At 46.7% G+C, this 18,660-nt stretch carries 14 protein-coding genes and 1 pseudogene; 7 read left to right on the forward strand and 8 right to left on the reverse strand.

The features are described 5' to 3' along the window. Window positions 1–58 precede the first annotated feature (58 nt). Window positions 59–2,233: a type I secretion system permease/ATPase gene (locus AC791_RS11870; RefSeq protein WP_049841616.1), complete on the forward strand. Its 2,175-nt coding sequence runs from the start codon at window positions 59–61 to the stop codon at window positions 2,231–2,233. Further along, window positions 2,230–3,405: an HlyD family type I secretion periplasmic adaptor subunit gene (locus tag AC791_RS11875; protein WP_049840641.1), complete on the forward strand. Its 1,176-nt coding sequence runs from the start codon at window positions 2,230–2,232 to the stop codon at window positions 3,403–3,405. The genes AC791_RS11870 and AC791_RS11875 overlap by 4 nt, the downstream gene beginning before the upstream one ends. Before the next feature lie 35 nt (window positions 3,406–3,440). Here the strand turns inward: AC791_RS11875 and AC791_RS11880 are convergent, their stop codons facing one another. Beyond that, window positions 3,441–4,325 (reverse strand): hypothetical protein, encoded by an 885-nt coding sequence (locus AC791_RS11880; protein WP_049840642.1) that lies wholly within the window; start codon window positions 4,323–4,325, stop codon window positions 3,441–3,443. A 324-nt stretch (window positions 4,326–4,649) separates the two neighbouring features. Here AC791_RS11880 and AC791_RS11885 point away from each other — a divergent pair, with 324 nt between their 5' ends. The 4 genes from AC791_RS11885 (at window position 4,650) to AC791_RS11900 (ending at window position 8,729) form a co-directional block, all read left to right on the forward strand. Then, window positions 4,650–6,116, forward strand: coding sequence for an EAL domain-containing protein (locus AC791_RS11885; RefSeq protein WP_049840643.1), 1,467 nt, complete (start codon window positions 4,650–4,652; stop codon window positions 6,114–6,116). Between the two features lie 362 nt (window positions 6,117–6,478). Next, a complete protein-coding gene (locus AC791_RS11890) occupies window positions 6,479–7,876 on the forward strand; it encodes an ISNCY family transposase (RefSeq protein ID WP_049840644.1) in 1,398 nt (465 codons plus the stop codon). Between the two features lie 98 nt (window positions 7,877–7,974). Continuing rightward, complete coding sequence (locus AC791_RS11895) at window positions 7,975–8,250, forward strand: ECs_2282 family putative zinc-binding protein (RefSeq protein ID WP_049840645.1); 276 nt, start codon at window positions 7,975–7,977, stop codon at window positions 8,248–8,250. Then, the gene (locus AC791_RS11900) at window positions 8,250–8,729 is read left to right on the forward strand and encodes a hypothetical protein (RefSeq protein WP_049840646.1); all 480 of its coding nucleotides are present in this window, start codon (window positions 8,250–8,252) and stop codon (window positions 8,727–8,729) included. The genes AC791_RS11895 and AC791_RS11900 overlap by 1 nt, the downstream gene beginning before the upstream one ends. Window positions 8,730–8,820: 91 nt before the next feature. Here AC791_RS11900 and AC791_RS11905 read toward each other — a convergent pair whose 3' ends face one another. From AC791_RS11905 to AC791_RS11930, 7 genes and pseudogenes are all read right to left on the reverse strand, one after another. Then, a complete protein-coding gene (locus AC791_RS11905) occupies window positions 8,821–9,738 on the reverse strand; it encodes an S-4TM family putative pore-forming effector (protein ID WP_158443033.1) in 918 nt (305 codons plus the stop codon). A 3-nt stretch (window positions 9,739–9,741) separates the two neighbouring features. Further along, window positions 9,742–10,740, reverse strand: a complete 999-nt coding sequence (locus tag AC791_RS11910; RefSeq protein ID WP_049840647.1) for a hypothetical protein — start codon at window positions 10,738–10,740, stop codon at window positions 9,742–9,744. Window positions 10,741–11,367: 627 nt separating this feature from the next. Continuing rightward, a pseudogene (locus AC791_RS20805) lies at window positions 11,368–11,511 on the reverse strand (type II toxin-antitoxin system HipA family toxin); the annotation flags it as partial. A gap of 4 nt (window positions 11,512–11,515) precedes the next feature. Beyond that, window positions 11,516–11,809, reverse strand: a complete 294-nt coding sequence (locus AC791_RS11915; RefSeq protein WP_049841618.1) for a helix-turn-helix domain-containing protein — start codon at window positions 11,807–11,809, stop codon at window positions 11,516–11,518. 545 nt (window positions 11,810–12,354) lie between these two features. Beyond that, entirely contained in the window at window positions 12,355–13,854 is a 1,500-nt protein-coding gene (locus AC791_RS11920; protein WP_199485506.1) for a basic amino acid/polyamine antiporter, read from the reverse strand. A gap of 74 nt (window positions 13,855–13,928) precedes the next feature. Beyond that, window positions 13,929–16,298 (reverse strand): Orn/Lys/Arg decarboxylase N-terminal domain-containing protein, encoded by a 2,370-nt coding sequence (locus tag AC791_RS11925; protein ID WP_049840648.1) that lies wholly within the window; start codon window positions 16,296–16,298, stop codon window positions 13,929–13,931. Between the two features lie 98 nt (window positions 16,299–16,396). Then, window positions 16,397–17,866, reverse strand: coding sequence for a basic amino acid/polyamine antiporter (locus tag AC791_RS11930; protein ID WP_049840649.1), 1,470 nt, complete (start codon window positions 17,864–17,866; stop codon window positions 16,397–16,399). 376 nt (window positions 17,867–18,242) lie between these two features. On the opposite strand from AC791_RS11930, the gene AC791_RS11935 reads away from it, so the two are divergent. Next, window positions 18,243–18,638: a cytoplasmic protein gene (locus AC791_RS11935; protein ID WP_049840650.1), complete on the forward strand. Its 396-nt coding sequence runs from the start codon at window positions 18,243–18,245 to the stop codon at window positions 18,636–18,638. Window positions 18,639–18,660: the final 22 nt, after the last annotated feature.

The following is an 18,660-nucleotide window of genomic DNA, read 5'->3' on the forward strand; positions in this document are numbered from 1 at the left end:
GCTGCGGGGAGCGATCCCCGCGGTTTTTGCGTTTCTTAACATCAATAGCACTCACATTATGAAAACACATCAACAGTACGAACCCTGGCTACAGGGCATGCTGGTTATCGCAAAACACTATCGGCTGGATTTCTCGGCGGAGCAGGTTCGGGTCACGATAAATCATGAAAGTCAGTCTCCACGCCAGCTGGTACTGGAGGAGATGGCGCGCCAGCTTGGGCTGGGGATGCGCAGGATAGCGGCAGAAGCGGTGTCCCTCGACCCGTGGCGGTTACCGCTGCTGGCAGAGTTTACCGGTGGGCAGATCGCGGTTATTAACCGCATGGACAACGAAGGCAATGTTAGCCTGCAGTTCAGCGGTGACGGTGGCCTGGAGACAACCCTGACGTGTGAAGAGCTCGGTCCACGGTTAGTCGAACTGATGGTGCTACGCCCCCTCGAATCCACACCGGATGCGCGCGTGGATGACTACATCAAACCCTATGAAAAAAACTGGTTCTGGCAGCTGGCGCTGAAGGACTGGCGGCGTTACAGCGATATCATGCTGGTGGCGCTGGTGGCTAACGTGCTGGCGCTGTCCGGTATGGTCTTTTCGATGCAGGTGTACGACAGAGTTGTCCCATCGCAGTCTGAGGCGACGCTGTGGGTGCTGTTTGCTGGCGTGATGATCGCCATCACTTTCGAATTTATTATGCGTATGCTGCGCGTGCATATTTCCGATGTGGTGGGGAAACGCGCCGATCTGCGTATTTCTGAACGTGTGTTTGCTCACGCCCTGAGAATTAAAAACGGCGCGCGGTCAAAATCCACCGGTTCGTTTATCGCCCAGATCCGCGAGCTGGAGTCGGTGCGCGAGCTGATTACGTCTACCACCATCGCGGCCATTTCCGATCTGCCGTTCTTCGTACTGTTTGTTTTTATTATGTGGATGGTTGGCGGACCGCTGGTGCTGGTGGTATTGATGGCCGTACCGCTGCTGCTTATTCCCGGCCTGCTGTTACAGCGCCCGCTGGCAAAACTTTCCAGTGAAGGGATGCGTGAATCTGCCATTCGTAACGCCACGCTGGTGGAAGCGGTGCAGGGTCTTGAAGATATTAAGCTGATGCGCGCAGAGCAACGTTTTCAGAACCAGTGGAATAACACGAACGACGTTGCCGCAAGCGTCGGCATGAAACAACGTTGGTTAACAGGGCTGCTGTTAACCTGGACGCAGGAAGTGCAGTCTATTGTTTATGCCGTGGTGCTTCTGGTGGGGTGCTATCTGGTGATCGCCGGTGACATGACGACCGGTGCGCTGGTGGGGACCTCTATTCTGGCATCGCGTACCATTGCGCCGCTGTCGCAGATCTCCGGCGTGCTCTCGCGATGGCAGTCCGCAAAAGTAGCGCGTAAAGGGCTCGACGATCTGATGCAGCGTCCGATTGACGATCCGCAGCAGGGCAAGAAAGTGCATAAATCCCATTTGCAAGGTAACTATCAGCTTAACGACGTCGGGTTTTATTACGACGACGAAGAGAAACTCACCGTACTGAATATCGCGAAGCTACAGATCCGTGCCGGCGAGCGCATTGCAGTTCTTGGGCGCAACGGGTCGGGTAAAAGCACCCTGTTGCAGCTTCTGGCGGGGATGCAGGAGCCACAACAGGGCTGTATTCTGCTGGATGATATTGCGTTAAACCAACTTGATCCTGCCGATGTGCGTCGTGATATGCAGCTGCTTAGCCAGCAGGCCCGGCTGTTCTTTGGCTCCGTGCGGGACAACATCCTGATGGGTAATCCTCTTGCCACGGATGATGAGATCCAGCTGGCGCTGCACAACAGCGGTGCGCTGGAATTTGTCCGTAAGCAGAAACTGGGAATGAACTACATCATCAATGAGGGCGGTGCCGGGTTATCCGGCGGGCAACGTCAGGCCTTACTGCTGGCACGGGCGTTAATCACCTCACCGAACATACTGCTGCTGGATGAACCTACCGCCTGGCTGGATGAGGTAAGCGAGAAGCAGTTTATCCAGCATCTTCATCAGTGGCTCGGTAAGCGTCGGACACTGGTCGTTGCCACGCACCGTCTGCCGATCCTCGATCTGGTTGACCGCATCATCGTGCTGGAAAACGGCAAAGTGGTCATGGATGGGCCTCGCGATGCCATTTTGCAGCAGCACGCCCCGCAAAATGCGCCACAGCGTACCGTTACCCTTAAACCCGCAACGGCAAAAGCGAAGGGGGCAGCATGAATGATTTCTCCCGGTTTAACAGCCGCCTGAAAGAGCCGCGACTTCCGCGCTCCACGCTGGTGGCGTGGTCGCTGTTTGCGTTGCTGGCGGCATTTATCACCTGGGCGAGCCTGTTTGATCTCGATGAAGTGACTACCGGCAACGGCAAGGTCATTCCGTCTTCTCATGAGCAGGTCATCCAGTCACTCGAGGGAGGGATTATTCACACTCTCATGGTGCATGAAGGTGACATTGTCGAACGTGGTCAGCCACTTGCGCAACTCGATCGCACCAAAACTGAGTCAAGCGTACTGGAAAGTGAGTCCCGGCTTAATGCGGCGATGGCGACGGCAGCACGTCTGAATGCCGAGGTGAACGACAGCGAGCTGGTGTTCCCGATGGCGCTGAATGATGACTCGGATCTGGTTAAACAGGAAACGGCGCTTTATCACTCACGCCGGGACAGTCTTGACAAAGGGCTGGAGGGGCTGCGCCAGGGCGTGATACTTGTCCAGCGTGAGCTGTCGTTAACGCGGCCGCTGGTCACGCAGGGGGCAGCCAGTAAAGTTGAAGTCCTGCGTCTTGAGCGTCAAAAAAATGAGCTTGAAAGCAAAATAACCGAGATGAAAAATCAGTATTACGTTCGCGCCCGTGAAGAGCTGGCAAAAGCGAATGCTGAAATCGAAGCGCAACGCTCAGTAATGAAGGGCAGGGAAGATTCATTAACACGCCTGACTTTTAATGCTCCGGTTCGGGGGATTGTAAAAGACATTGATGTAACCACTGTCGGTGGCGTTATTCCACCAAATGGTAAACTGATGAGCCTGGTGCCGCTGGACGATCAGATGCTGATCGAGGCAAAAATTTCACCGCGCGATGTGGCGTTTATTCATCCTGGACAAAAGGCGCTGGTGAAAATCACCGCCTATGATTACTCCATTTACGGCGGTTTAAAGGGGGAAGTCACCATGATTTCACCGGATACGCTTCAGGATGAAGTAAAAAGAGATGTTTACTACTACCGCGTATATATCCGCACCGACAGTAACCATCTTACTAACAAGCAAGGTAAAGATTTTCCGGTGTTCCCGGGCATGATTGCCACCGTGGATGTAAAAACGGGAAGCAAAACGATTATTGATTATCTGCTAAAACCGCTGAATAAAGCGAAAGAAGCATTGAGAGAAAGGTAAACAAATGGCGTTCGGATAACCGAACGCCTGTCTGATTATTCTGCAGACATCACGTTAAGAGTAGGGTGACCTTCTTTGGGAACAAAGTTGATATAATGCGTCACATAAGCAAAATATAACCCGGCGTAATTTTCAACAAGTTCAATAAATGCAGGGTAAATCGACATGCGACCATCACCCCGGTCTTTAAGATAGCCCATCTTTTGGGCAGATTTAATTATCCGATTAACATGAATACGCGAAACAAAAAACTCTTTAGCGAGGGTGCTCGCTGAATAATCAATTGTGGCGCCGTGTGCCGTTTTATTTTTAATAGCTTGCAGATAGAGGTATAACATAATCATGCGACCTCCATCTTTATCAATAAACAATTCCACCTCAGGTAAAATCTTCCTGAATATTAAGCCGCGAAAAAGATATTCCGCTGCCCGGCGAAAAAAGTTATGCCGCAGTACGTCATTATCCAGCAGGTCAACGCTAATGTTAAACCCTGGATATAAAATACTCACAGGCATAAACGCCCCGGACATATAGCGTTTAAGTTCATCTAATCCTTTTTTTGTTGGCGCAATGATAATTTTGCGCCTGTCTTCTGTACATCGCCAGGTTTTGATGCGACCGGTCGTGCGAAGTATTGTGATGATAGCGATAACGCTGTTCGGACTGGCAATTTTATAACGTGAGCATAACGTCTTTATCTCTGAAACTGACTCAGCTTGATTACCGAAGATGAAACAGCACATTGAAAGGATTATGTTGAGCCGAGATTCCTGCAACATCGTTTTATAAAATAAAGGCTGTTTTTTATATATAGCATCGTTAATAGTGTAGTGTTGCAATATTGCTTTGTCAAACTGCGGGTTACTCTTAATGACATCCCTTCGATGTAGTAACGCACTAGATGAGATGTGATTATCCATTGAAATTCTCTCTTTTTCGAGCAAGCTGATGAAGTGAAGTAGCCAATCTTCCGTTTGGCAACATTATTATACTTCGACATTGAATATTTTTCTGTCGTAATTTGAAAAGATTCTTATATTTACCCTGCATATGAATACAGCGCTCGATTGACGCAAAGATGTTCTGCCTTATCACGTTAATTATGGTTCATAAACCCCCTGATGTGCTGTAAAATTATTTTATAACAGGTTGATTTCTAAGTTGCATTCATAAACTGAGCGCCTCATTGCGTTGCTGATTTTACTGCGCAAGAGACGTCACGTTCATTTACCCAGGAGCAGGTTTTGAGCCATCACTATATTCGTAAAAGTACTGCTCGTTATGAGCAAGAATTTATCATCTCAGCCTGCAGTTTCACATTCCAGGGATACAGACTGTTACTTGAAAAGCAGGGCATAAAGGCGGTGAATATCGACTTTGATGGTGATGAAGTTAGCCAACAGACAATAGATGATATTCTATCAAATCAATATGCTACAATTTCAGTGTTTCTTGAAAGAGATATCGTCAACCTCCTTGAGAGCCTTAAGAAACTCGCGTCGGTTCTTAATGCATTACCGGGATTAAAACCTGTCACGCTGTATGGGAAAATACCGGACAGCTGGCTGCTGCATACCCTTGGAAGTCTTCTGGATAATAAATTCAAATTATCCGCGATCCGTATAGCCGATATTCCGGATATGACGGCATATTTTAATGACAATCCGGGCGCGGTAAAAAATTTCTCTCGCCCACTGCGTGAAGCGTCACACGCCGGATTCAACTGTAAGGACAGTTTGAAAGGGTTAACGAAACGAGAACTGGAGGTTTTACTGGATTGCTATCGCGGCATACCCGTGAAAAAACAGTGTGAAGCGACGGGATTATCGGATAAAACAATTTACGCTCATAAAAAGGAGGGCTTAAAAAAACTATATCAAATTCACCGATGGTTGAGCGATCTTAATACGTCAAGAATAGAGAGCAATCGCAAACGAAAAAATGAAAAAAGAATGCTATCCAGTCAAGAGGTGGACATTTTCAATGCTTTACTTAACAGGCAACTGTTTCCGGTGTATCAGGTTATTACCGATCGCTATAAAAAAGTTGTAGGGTTTGAAGTGCTTCTACGCTGGAATCAGAATGGCACAATTATGACGCCAGCAAGTTTTTTACACGATATCTCAAATATTGAAATCTGGATAAAAATCACCGCATTGGTTATTAATGCAGCTATAGCAGGTATTAATAAATATAATGGAAAGTATTATTTTTCAGTGAACATTCCGTCGCAGCTTGCCTCCGGGAATTCGCTCCCAGGGATGGCGAAAAAAGCGACTGAAATGCTGCTTAAGCCGCTGTGGGCAGAAAAGCTGGTATTCGAACTTGCTGAATCTATAGATGTTATGAAAGATAACGCGATCCCTGAAACGATGCAGCGCTTGCGTAATACTGGCTGTCGACTATTTTTGGATGACTGTTTTTCAAACCATCATACTTTGTTTCCCGTGCGTCATGTTCATTTCGATGGAATGAAACTAGACCGGGATATTGTGGATAGCTTTGTCGCCAACGACAATGATTATAACCTTATTAAAGCGATGAGTTTCTATAGTGATATAACAGGAGGAGACTGCATCGCGGAAGGTGTCGATAGTAAAGAAAAATTCGATAAACTCGTCGCTTTAGGTATCAAAAGTTTTCAAGGATATTATCTTTCAAAGGCAGTAAAAGAAGATGAACTCGATCGGATGGTAAGGTTGTTCAGTTGATAAATATTGTTCCACAGACTGGCTTCATTTATCACCATAGTGGTGAACGTGACGGGCAATGTAGTGACGACAGCTTCATTCAATGCCCAATGTCGCCGGTGTGGAGCAATGCTTATTGAGCTTGTATTACTATCTGCGGAATACTGATCCTCCAGAAGAAGGGTAGTAATGAAGCAATCAGCTTCGAAAAATGATGCCAACGCAGGAGAGACAGGAAGGAAGGTTCATCACATCAGCAAACAATCAGGTCAATTTAACATAATATACATTATGCGCACTAACGTTGTAACAGCAAAGTTGTAATGTCCGTTCTGGGCTAAGTTAAGATGTCCGTCACGTAGATTCACCATCGAGGGATTCTGATGACGGCACACGCAGCGGAGTTTTTCACTTTGGACGAAGTTAACCGACTCAAAATCATTCAGGACGTTGTCGACCGGCGTCTGACCACACTGATGGCCGCGCAGCGCCTTGGTATTTCCGATCGTCAGTGCCGACGCCTTCTGTCGCGTTACCGTGAATCTGGCCCACTGGGTATGGCTAGCCGTCGTCGTGGAAAGCCCAGCAATAACCAACTACCTGATGGTCTTGCCCGGTACGCACTCAATATTATCCGCGAACGCTATACCGACTTTGGGCCTACGCTTGCGTGCGAGAAACTCGCAGAACTGCACGATATTCACCTTTCCAAAGAAACTGTCCGTTCACTCATGGTCAAAGCTGGTCTCTGGATCCCCCGCAAACAACGTGCGCCAAAAGTTCAGCAGCCACGTTATCGACGGGCCTGCTGCGGCGAACTGATACAGATTGATGGTTGTGACCATCGCTGGTTCGAGAACCGTGCGCCCGCCTGTACCGCACTGGTCTACGTCGACGATGCAACGAGTCGCCTGATGCAGCTTCGTTTCGTGAAATCGGAATCAACCTTCACCTATTTTGAAGCCACTAGGGGCTATCTGGAAAAGCATGGCAAACCACTGGCATTGTATAGCGACAAAGCCAGCGTCTTCAGAATCAACAATAAAAATGCCACCGGCGGCGATGGTTATACCCAGTTTGGCCGTGCGATGCACGAGCTGAACATCCAGACTATCTGCGCCAATACCAGCTCAGCCAAAGGCCGCGTGGAGCGCGCCCATCTGACGCTTCAGGATCGCCTCGTAAAGGAACTCAGGCTCAGGGGCATTTCTTCAGTGGATGCAGCCAATCATTTTGCTGATGAGTTTATGACTGATTACAACCGGCGTTTTGCGAAAGCGCCCCGGCATGACTTTGATGTGCATCGACCACTTGAGAATGACGATGATCTGGCCGCATTTTTCACATGGCGGGAACAGCGCCGTGTTTCAAAATCCCTGACGGTGCAGTATGACAAAGTACTCTATCTGATTGAGGATAATGAGTTAAGCCGCAGATCTATTGGGAAGTACATTGAGGTCTGGCATTACCCGGATGGCCGGAAAGAACTCCGGCTAAACGGAGTCGTCCTTCCCTACTCCACTTATGATCGTCTTCAGGAAATTGACCAGGGTGCTATCGTGGACAACAAGCGCCTCGGGCGGACACTTGAGTTTATTAAGTTGGTTCAGGACAAACGCGACAATAACCGATCTCAGGCTCTTCCTGCCGGAGATGGCCCCTCGCGGCGGCGCAGGAAACCCACAGAGAAGAAATCACAGCGCTCCCTGGGCGGAGACGATATGCTCGATGCGTTGAAGACATTACAGTCACGTTCTGAGGAAATTTTCGGTACAAGATAATAGCTTCAGTGTTATGATAAGTAAGGATAAATTAAGTGCCCCCTCAATTTTTAAGTCCATAGCATCCCTAAAATGGCATATAAGAAAGGTGGAAATATATGAAATTGAATCCTGAGAAATACAATAGAAAAATTACTCTATTATGCCCTGTATGTGGAGGGGCAGAAATGGAGCATACCGAAGAGTTGGAGGACGTCAAATGCTTAGGTTGCGGAAAAAAATTCACTAACGATGAGTTAATACAAGAGAATGGCGTAAGTATTGATTCACATGTTAATGAAGTAAAAGAAGAGTTGCCGAATGATATACAGAAGCAATTTAACGACATACTGAAGAACGCATTTAAGGGAAGTAAAAATATAAGGATAAAATAATGACGACAAGTGACGTCATCGCTTTAGGTGCGCTTGCAGTATCAATCTACACCATCATATCATCCGAGATTAGATCAGGGAAAAATGCAAGAGAACAAAAGGTTATCAAAGATGAGCAAGATAGGTTACGTAAGTTGCTTCTGGAAAAAGAAACAAAGTCCGCCATCAATGATATGAAGGCTGAACTTGGTGCTCGCTTGGTAAAAATAGCCAGAAATAATTATAGGTTAAAAGTATTTAACAGAGGCAAAGTTGACGCTAGAAATATAGAAATTCATTTCCCTGACAATGATGGTGATGAATACCTTGTAATATCGGATGTAGAAGAAAAATTCCCATATGAGATACTGCATCCGCAACACGGAATTGAGATCATTTCGGGGCTAAGTTTCGGTAGTAAAACCAAATACCGGATAAAACTCATATGGGATGATGATTATAAAAAAAGAAATGAAGAGGATTTTTTCATTTCAATATGAATTTACTTACTCAACAACATTTAACTAAAAAGACCGCTGTGGAAGATATTTCCTCAGCGGCCATTTCAACTTTTCTGGTATACGGACATCTCTACTGTGGTAAGATTTTTAAGTTATCTTCAAAATAATCATCATAAATCGCCTCATTATTCTTCCGCATGAATCTGTGGAGACAATTGGGAACAGGATTAGAGGTCGATCTATGGGCGTAAACCTCATCCTGAATCGCCCTTAATTCATGAGATAAGATATCATTGTTTATCATGCCACTTATCTTTATGCTCTGTATTTTTTTCTCAATAAAATCTTTGACGCGAATAATTCGACTGATTGATTTTTTGTTTTCAACGTATAACATTATCACATGTCTAAAGAAAGGAAGCGTAAAAACAATATAAAACAAAAAATCTTCCAGTGAAGATTTAGACCACAAACCATATGCAAGAAGTATCAAAAAGGAAACTAACATAGTGATAAAATAGATTTTACTCATAACATCACGTTGTGACTTATCCCAACCGAAATTTTTAGCATGACATAATAATGCCATCACGTTTTCATTGGCTTCGTAATCCTTATTTAGATACCAGTTAAGGAACTCATCCTTTTTGTTTCTTTTTTTGTAATACCTTGAAGACTTAAAAATATCTTCTCTACCAACCGGCTTACCTACTTTTAATTCACTCCATGGAATGTGTAAAACATCGCAGTCAAACATTTCCTGAATAGTGGCTGCACATTTTTTCATTGAGGAAATCACTGTGGAAAAAACAATTGTGATAAGCAACACAATTATACCGTAATAACCGAGGTAAGGAGCTATAGTCAAATGAGGGAACAACCCCATTTTCTTTATCACTGTAGTAAATATTACAATAGCGACAGATATTACGACACTAAGAAAAAATACTACCCAGTTAACAAATTTTACCTGTGAGTAGGTCCGCCTCATTGCCATCAGCAACTCGATGTTTTTACTATCATTTTGGCGCAAAAATATTTGACTCATTTTTCATCCGTATGATGGGAAGTTTACACCAAAAACATCCTGCCATTTGTTAATGGACGCTCTGTGGTTATTTTGGCTTTCGTAATTACGGGCTTCCGTTGCTTTTCCTTGGTCAAGATAACAGCGGATGGATATCTTTAATTTCTCATCATCACTAAGGTTGTTTATATTCCCTTGTATGCCTTTGTGATCGTATACTGGACTAAATATAGCAGAGGCTAAGTAACCTAAAACACTGACAATCTCTAAATCGACCCATTGATAACATTCTGAGCGACCGTTGAAGTAGTTAAGTAACATGGTCTCTAACAAGTAACTACTCATTGAAGGCATAGTAGGACGTTTTTGCCAATATTTTATTACACGAATGACATTTAACATGTTTCCTGAAAGTTTAACATTAAGATCTGTGACTTTTTGCTTGTCAATTCGTGGGTCTGTCTTCTTCCAATGACCATTGCCATCTGGTATTAAATAATATGTCTTGCCGAATGAATCTGGATTAGTAATGAATGCAGGAACTATATCAAAATTCCAGTCATAGGATTTTAGCTTAAGAGTAGCTGCTTCCTGATTTCTTTTTACATCTGCCTTATCATATTGCGGAATTTGATTTAGGCTTGAGATAAAACTATTTATTATTTTTCGAGAGTTAATAAAATTTGTACCATCATGCTTATAGTATTTTAAGCGAACTGTTCCTTCACGCGCAGTGATTAATATTTTTCCATCACTCTCGATGTATACACAATCATCACCATCGAGACCAAACATAAGATCTATATCATCTAAAGGGCGGATTTTTGTACGTCTAGCAAAAGAACCAAAACCTGTATGTATATCAGGGTATATTATGGGAAAATAAACATCATTATTTGGAAAAGTGTTCATTCTGCCCAGCAACCAATCTCTACTAGCTCTGGCTTGATTAGTTTGAGAGGTGTCTAGATTTACTATATTTCGCTGAAAATCGTTAAACGCAGCAGTCACCGTAAGAGCCATAGCATCCCTCTTCTACCAGCTAAAGGCTAATTTTACCATTAAGTTATAGGCTGTCTCCACATGAATTTACTCCTGCAAACTACTGAGTATTGGAGGACATTTGAACTTTGCCCTACCCCGGACATCTGAACTTAGCTTTGACAAACGTTAGTTTCCGGGATTTGTAGCCAGATTGGTGCAGTCGTTGCGCCCTCTGAGCTAAATTGAGGAAGTCTCCAGCTAAGCTCTCACTGCGTTCGAGGGATTGTGCTCGTGATGAGCGTTGAGTCGTTCTGAGGCTTTAGCTGGATGCGGAGATTCTTTGTCTCACTTGGCTATGTGCTTCTCTCGGCTTTAGCTGTTTTCGAATTCGCTATGAAGTCCTCATGCTGACAACTCATTGCCAATAACTACTCAGTCAAATGCCAAACCATGAACACCTCATGCAGTAATCTACACACCATAACTCCTTGAAGGCTGATAACATTGAAAGTCTGTCGTGCTCACCCCGACAATGCTGCTATCTGCTGCAAGCTTATTGAATTGTTCCGGTCGAACTCCCTGAATGACGATTCGAAGCAACTGACAAAACAATGTGAAGATTACTGGATGATGTGCTCATCATCGTGGTTGTTTCTGAGCTGTTCTGAGACATTGTGAGAGAGGCCTTCCTTGTTCATCAGCGCACCATTCAGAAAGGTATTGTAAGCTGTCCACTCCTTTACTTTTTTCCCAGTATCCGACTTTGATTCCGTTCATCCAGATTGCCAGGCGCTGCTGTTTTCGACTCATACCGTTACCATTGCTCCTGTCGTGCTGGTGAATTTGATTTAAGCATTTCTTCCGTCTGCTTCCCCTCTGAAGAGGTGGTAGCTGAGGAGAAGCTGATTTTTACCCCCAGGACGGAAAACACCTTGAATAGCCGTTCAATGCTCGCACTGGCAGGGTTGGCTTCCAGACGTGAGTATGTTTGTTGAGTGATGCCTAACCTTTCGGACAGGTCTTTTTGCGTCAGACCATTCGCTTTGCGAAAACCAATGAGCAATGGGCGCAACTGGTTGAGCGTGTTTAACGGGTAATGATTATTAATCATAAGCTGGCCTCGGTAGTTTCCTCTGATACACCTCGTAGGCTGTTTTTAAAAATATACACCCTAAAGGCTGTAATATCAAATTAACAGTCTAAAAGCTGTTAACTATGAAGTACAACCTTCAGGCTGTTACTGAATGACAGCACAGATCTTAATGGCGTGTTCCAGGAGAGAGCTATCAATAAAAAGCCGTTACGCGCGACCCCAGGCATCGCTCAGATCTAACTACCCTGCTCTCTTCAACCCAAACAACGCAACAATTGTGTCCAGACCAAGCCGCCCGCGATCTTTGAGAAAATAAGGAGAAAACAACGTGTGTGTGTTAACAAAAGTAGAATCAAGCGAAGCCTGACGGCACGTTAAGGCTTAGCAGAGGCTTAAAGGATAAGGACACGCGATTGTGGGAGCCTTTCCACCCAAGGGGCGGTTTGGACATCGAAAATTATATTTACAGCGTACTCATTTCAGTAAGATTGCCGCCTCTCTTGTATAAAAGGCGGCATTACATCCGGCGAAGACGGTCCCCGTGACGGTTTAACCCGGACTTAAATTGTTATATATCCACCAATAAACAGGGCAACGGCGATAACATCGCACAGCAGCAGTATAGTCAGATAAATCAGCTCTTTTTTGGTAAATATCGGCTGGCCATCGTTTTTTTCCTTCCTTGACCAGATAAAGACCGGCAGACCGCAGGTCAACAGGATAGGAATTAATGCAACATACTCAATCTGGCTGGCGTAAAGAATAAACAGACAGAACAGCGCGCCTAAAACACCGCTGAATAAAGCCAGCCTGCGGCCTTTTTTTGCATACTGGTCGTATTTACCGTTTCGGCAAATGCTGGTCAGATATAGCGTGGTGGTAATATAGGCCGGAACAACCATCAGCGCACTGATATTATACATAGTGGTCCAGGCATTATTTGAAAAATAAACGAGTAACATGGCCGCCTGCATCACAAAGCTACTAACCCACAGCGAGACATTGGCCGCCTGTTTACTGTTCGTGCGGGCAAACACGCGCGGGAAAGCGCCTTTCTGTCCGGCTACCATCGGAATTTCAGCGCATAGCATGGTCCATGCAAGCCAGCCGGCCAGAACAGAAATAATCAGACCCACGTTCATCAGCCATTCGCCCCACTCACCGATAACGCGGGCTAGCACGCCTGCGGTAGAGGGGTTACTGACCTGCGCCAGTGCTGCCTGAGGCATTACGCCAAACGGCAGAATGGACATTAACATATAAATAATCAGCGCCAGCAGAAAGCCGATCAGCGTGGCTTTCCCTACGTCCTGCTTATTTTTGGCCCGCCCGGATAGAACAACCGCGCCCTCAACGCCAATAAAGGCCCAGAGCGTTACGGTCATCGGTGCCAGGATCTGAGACAGCAGCGATACCGGTGCAGCGTCTTTTCCGCTGCCGCTGAGGATCGCCGGTGATTCTCCCCAAAAGTTTTTAAACAGGTCCGAATAATCGATCAGCACACCCAGCAGTAATACGAACAGGATCAGTGGGACCAGCTTGGCGATGGTTCCCAGAGTGTTAACAAATCCGGCCACTTTTGTCCCGGACAGAACAAGAAAATTATAGCCCCAGATCAGCACTGAGCCGCAAATAATGGAGTTCAGATTATTGCCATCCGTAAAAACGCCCGGCATAAACTGATTAAAGGCATCCATTAAAATAACCGCAAAGGCAACGTTGCCAAATGCGGTCATCAGCCAGTAGCCCCAGGCGACGTTAAAGCCAATAAAGGAACCAAAACCTTCCTGGGCATACATATACACCCCGGCCTGAAGATCCGGACGCAGATCTGATAACACGCGAAACGAGTTTGCGATAAAGTAAATACCGATCCCGGCAATAATCCACGCAATGATTACCGGCCCCAGCGCAGAAGAGGCCGCCGTGTTTTGCGGCAGACTGAAGACGCCGCCTCCCAGCATGGAGCCAACGACAATGGCGATCAGGGCGATTAGCCCCAGCTTATGTCCACCGGCGCTATTATCACTATTTTTTACATCTGAAGACTGCTCTGCCATAACGTTTTCTCCCGCTATTCTGTCATACCGCCGCCGGATTGCAGACGATCCGACGGCATTGTTCTCTCACGCGCCTACTGGCGGCCCTTTTTAATACCGGAGACATGGCGTTTAAAGGTGATGTGGCCGGGCAACGTGTGCACCTCGCGCTCTTCTTCCACAATCGCCCTGACCCAGAAGTCCCCGTTTTCATCGACGTTAACGCCCTGAATCTCATGTTCAAATCCGGGGAAGTGCTTATCGAATTCCTGAAGCGCGCGCAGATAGCCGATAATGCCTTTGTTACCCTGCGGCATGCGTTCGCCCGGCATCAGTACAGGAATGCCTGGGGGATAAGGAACCAGCATGCTGGCAGCAATTCTGCCGCTGAAATCATCCAGGCGGATATGCTCGGTTTTATAGCGTACGACTTTCTGATAGGCGTCTGCCGGGGTCATAACCGGCTCCGGGTCGGTGTTCACCGCATCGTTGATATGCGACATCAGCTCCAGCTCATCCATTTTTTCATGCATCTTCTGACACAGCGCCTTGAGCGTTAGCCCGTCGTAGTGCGGGGAATGCGCTTTCAGCGACGGGATAGCATCTGTGGCCAGATCGTCATTGTCGTAGTGCTTTTTAAAGGCCAGCAGGCTTTCAATCAGGGTGCCCCACTTGCCTTTGGTGATGCCGACGGAGAACAGGATCAGCACGGTGTAGTCACCGGTACGGGCAATTTCAATGCGACGGTCATCGAGAAAACGGGTAAGTAAATATCCTGGAATCCCGTTTTTCTGGTATTCCCCCTCCGGGCCGATCCCCGGACAGGTCAGGGTCACTTTTACCGGATCGAGCATGCTGTTAGTTTCGGCCAGATCCTCATCGGCAAAACCGTGCCAGCGCTCACCGGCGCGCAGCGACCAGCAGTCGGCGCTGTGGCTTAGCAGCGATACAGGTGCCTCTTCAAAACTGTAGCGCTGCCCGGAATCGCTGTCCTGCACCTCGGTTGGCTGAAGCACATCGAAGAACCAGGCGTCACCGCCCTCCTGCTCCTGGATCTGGCGTTTGACGCTGACCACGGCTTTACGGAAGGCAATCGCTTCTTCAATTGACTCCTGCACCAGTGAATAACCGGATTCACCCTTCATCATGCTCACCGCTACATCAATTGACGCAATGATCGGATAATAGGGTGAGGTCGTGCCGTGCATCATAAAGGCATCGTTAAAGTCATCGAAATTAAGCGGCGCGCGATCGCTTTTCTTCACATGGATCATTGAGGCCATGGAGAGCGAGGGCAGCATTTTATGAGTGGACTGTACGGCAAACAGGGTCGGACGATTTGGCGTATCCTCCGCGTCCATGGCATAGCGCCCCCGGTATAGCGGATGGAAACGCGCATAGGCATACCATGCTTCATCAAAATGGATGCGCGGTGCGCTTTCGCCCAGGTGTCTGACTACGTCATTCACGTTATAACAGAAGCCATCGTAGGTGCAGTTGGTTACCACGGCGTAAGCCGGAGACGGGCTGGCTGCACCGGGTGCCAGTCGGCTATTTACTACCAACGCATCAATACTGGCCTTCTTCAGGCGTCCCGTCGGAATAGGCCCAATTAGGCCCCACGCGTTGCGGGTAGGTTTGAGGTAAACCGGCCTTGCCTGAGACAGGGTCAGGCCATGATTAAGTGACTTGTGGCAATTTCGATCAATAATGGCAATTTCATCCGCGCCGACCGCAGCCTGGGCCACAATACGGTTCGACCCCGACGAGCCGGAGACACCGTAGAAGGTCCAGTCAGAGCCAAACAGTTGGGCCGCAATTTCTTCCGATTTTTTAGGCGGTCCGGTGTGGATCAGATAATCGCCCATCTCCGCGGTAGCCACGCCAATATCGGCGCGCATCATGTTTTCGCCAAAGAAGTTAATGAACTCAATGCCAACAGGGTGTTTCAGATAGGCCATTCCCCCCATATGCCCCGGGCAGTCCCAGTAATAATCACCGTCCTCGGTAAAGTCCTTCAGGGTTTTAAAATAGGGAGGAAGGAGCTTTTCCGCATAGCGGTGGACTAAGGTGTACAGTCGATTAGCAGTGAAGGCAGCGGATTCGGAATACAGATAAACATATTCGCTGACCTCTTTTAAGACGTCGAGCGGGATGCGATCGGTAATATTCTCTTCTGAGAACATGATCAGCGGCGTCGCGGCATTTCTTTTACGGAATACGCTGATAAAGTGCTGCAACTCTTCAGCAAAGGTCGGATTGTTAGCCTCCCAGTAAATACCAATCGCGCTGTAACGGGTGCTTTTTTCGATGAGTTTTACCCCATCAGCGATCCGGTGCGTGATATGAATTTTAAAACCGCGTTCCGCGAGTTCGGTCTGAAGCTCTTCCAGTACCTGCTGCGAAGGGCTATCGCCATCAAGATGTTCTGAGGAAATAAATAAAAGATTGTGGTTAAACTTCATCAGGGGTCTCCACTGTTCAGATAATATTTAACTGTGAGGATGTCATGCCCAATAAACAGACATTATCGTCACCGTAACTTGCCTTAAATTAATTCGGTCTAAAATTGTATCGTCTTATTAAGCAGTAAAATAAGAACAATAAAGTCGAGGGCCAGCAGTAAAACAAAAAATGCTCGTTCGCGCGGCGTAAATATTTTATCTGCGCGATCGTCTTTTATTCTTGCCCAGATAAACAGGGGTACGCCCAGCGTAAGCAGCACCGGAACCATCGCCAGATATCTCATTTCACTGGCGTAGAACATAAACAGGCAGAAGGCAAAACCGATAATACTGCTGACCAGCGCGGCGCTGCGGCTATGATGCGTGGTATACCGGGCGTACTCGCCGTTCATACAGAGTTTAAACAGGTAGGCCGAGGTCATTAAATATGCCGGCAGTACGGTCAGGGCGGAGATGGCCAGCATTGCAAGCCAGGCATCGTTAGAAAAATAGACCAGAAGTACGACGATTTGCATAAACGCACTGCTGATATACAGCGAAACCGAGGCCGAACCCTGCTCATTTTTTTTGCTGAACGGTTTCGGGAACGTGCCGTTCTGCGCTGCCACCATCGGCAGTTCGGCGCAGATCATGGTCCACGCCAGCCAGCTGGTAAGAACCGAAATCAGCACCCCCAGGGTAATCATAATCTCGCCCCATTCACCGACAACAATCTTCAGAATACCGGCGGTGGACGGCGTTGGAATTGTGCTGAGCTCATGTTGAGTGAGCACGCCAAACGGCAGGATGGAGACCAGCAGACAAATAATCAGTGATACGACGAAGCCAATAAATGTGGCTTTACCCACGTCGCGTTTATTTTTGGCCCGGCCGGAAAGCGCGACGGCCCCCTCAACGCCGATGAAGCTCCAGAGCGCAACGCTAAGTGGTGACGTCACCTGTGAGAAAATGGGGCCCAGATCCCGACTGGCCTCACTGGCGCTGTGCCCCCAGACGTTATCCGCGATCGTGGTGGACTTCATAAACAGCATGAGAATAAAGATAAAGGCTACCAGCGGGATCAGTTTGGCCAGCGTGCCGACGATGTTAATCGATCCGGCAATGCGGGTGCCGGAGAGAACTAAAAAGTTGAAGCCCCAGATCAGCAAAGAGGCACCGATAACGGAAGGAATATTGTTGCCGCCCGTGAAATCACCGGGCAAGAAATAATTCAGCGTGTCCATCACCATAATGGCAAAAGCGACGTTGCTGCAGATGGTCATCAGCCAGTAGCCCCAGGCAACGTTAAAGGCCGTAAACCGGCCAAACCCTTCCCGGGCATACATGTACACCCCTGACTGGAGATCGGGTCGAATATTTGACAGCACGATAAAAGTTCTGGAGATGAAAAACATGCCGATACCGCAGACTATCCAGGCTATCGCTACCGGCCCTACGGCAGAATTCTCCGCCATATTCTGGGGAAGCCCGTCAACGCCGCTGCCGATCATTGAGCTTACGACAATGGATATTAGCGCAAGCAAGCCCAGCTTTTGCTTATTATTTTTTTCACTCAAATCGATATGCATAAGCTGAGTCTTATTTTTAAAATCATAAAATTATTTGAAATTATCCGTGTTATGAATGCTAATACTTCTGACGATATAACTTAATTCTGAATAAGGTCATCCCTATAAAGCGCATTATATTTATAATTTATACCCTGTATATGGGAGTCAACCATTACTATGTGTAATCTCATTCCTGCACTTGTAGGAAAGTTAAATGGGAACTAAATAAAATTTAAAATAATAGACGACTTTTAAAGAAAATGACGCATATAACCATTGTACATTCTTACAGCCTTAGCTTTATGTTTGCAACTTGCAGTGCTATCATTTCTCTCCTGTTTTTTAGCCGCATTGCAAATGAGCAAATGGTCTGAACGCGTAGTAAGGAGAAAAAATGAATCGCTATTTTGAGGAAGTGCTGAATGCTCACGTATTGATTGGAAGCTGGCTAAGTAATAAAGATGCTAATGATACAATTTGTGAAAATCTTTTAGCGCGTTTTAGTCCTGAATACTCAATGGTAACACCTGGCGGTGATTTGCTGGACTTCACCACATTAAACGCATTTTTTCGTACTCAGCGTGGCTCACGTCCGGGTTTAGAAATTGATATCAGCGATATGCAGATCGTTACTGAAAGTGAAAATGGTGCAACTGTAGTTTATAAAGAGTTGCAAAAGCTACCAGGTAAAGACCCAACGCTTCGTTTTTCTACTGTTGTATTCGAGTTAAGTCATAATGGCGAGGTATCCTGGCGCCATCTCCACGAGACCTCGATACCCCGGCATTAACAACGTTTTTATTTTCGCTTAA

Origin of the sequence: Klebsiella sp. RIT-PI-d (assembly GCF_001187865.1) — a bacterium.
Taxonomy (GTDB): domain Bacteria; phylum Pseudomonadota; class Gammaproteobacteria; order Enterobacterales; family Enterobacteriaceae; genus Superficieibacter.

Excerpts from the sequence above, each read along its gene's own strand:
- AC791_RS11870 (WP_049841616.1), top strand. The coding sequence starts at position 59 with ATGAAAACACATCAACAGTACGAACCCTGGCTACAGGGCATGCTGGTT.
- AC791_RS11875 (WP_049840641.1), top strand. The coding sequence starts at position 2,230 with ATGAATGATTTCTCCCGGTTTAACAGCCGCCTGAAAGAGCCGCGACTT.
- AC791_RS11880 (WP_049840642.1), bottom strand. The coding sequence starts at position 4,325 with ATGGATAATCACATCTCATCTAGTGCGTTACTACATCGAAGGGATGTC.
- AC791_RS11890 (WP_049840644.1), top strand. The coding sequence starts at position 6,479 with ATGACGGCACACGCAGCGGAGTTTTTCACTTTGGACGAAGTTAACCGA.
- AC791_RS11895 (WP_049840645.1), top strand. The coding sequence starts at position 7,975 with ATGAAATTGAATCCTGAGAAATACAATAGAAAAATTACTCTATTATGC.
- AC791_RS11900 (WP_049840646.1), top strand. The coding sequence starts at position 8,250 with ATGACGACAAGTGACGTCATCGCTTTAGGTGCGCTTGCAGTATCAATC.
- AC791_RS11905 (WP_158443033.1), bottom strand. The coding sequence starts at position 9,738 with ATGAGTCAAATATTTTTGCGCCAAAATGATAGTAAAAACATCGAGTTG.
- AC791_RS11910 (WP_049840647.1), bottom strand. The coding sequence starts at position 10,740 with ATGGCTCTTACGGTGACTGCTGCGTTTAACGATTTTCAGCGAAATATA.
- AC791_RS11920 (WP_199485506.1), bottom strand. The coding sequence starts at position 13,854 with ATGGCAGAGCAGTCTTCAGATGTAAAAAATAGTGATAATAGCGCCGGT.
- AC791_RS11925 (WP_049840648.1), bottom strand. The coding sequence starts at position 16,298 with ATGAAGTTTAACCACAATCTTTTATTTATTTCCTCAGAACATCTTGAT.
- AC791_RS11930 (WP_049840649.1), bottom strand. The coding sequence starts at position 17,866 with ATGCATATCGATTTGAGTGAAAAAAATAATAAGCAAAAGCTGGGCTTG.
- AC791_RS11935 (WP_049840650.1), top strand. The coding sequence starts at position 18,243 with ATGAATCGCTATTTTGAGGAAGTGCTGAATGCTCACGTATTGATTGGA.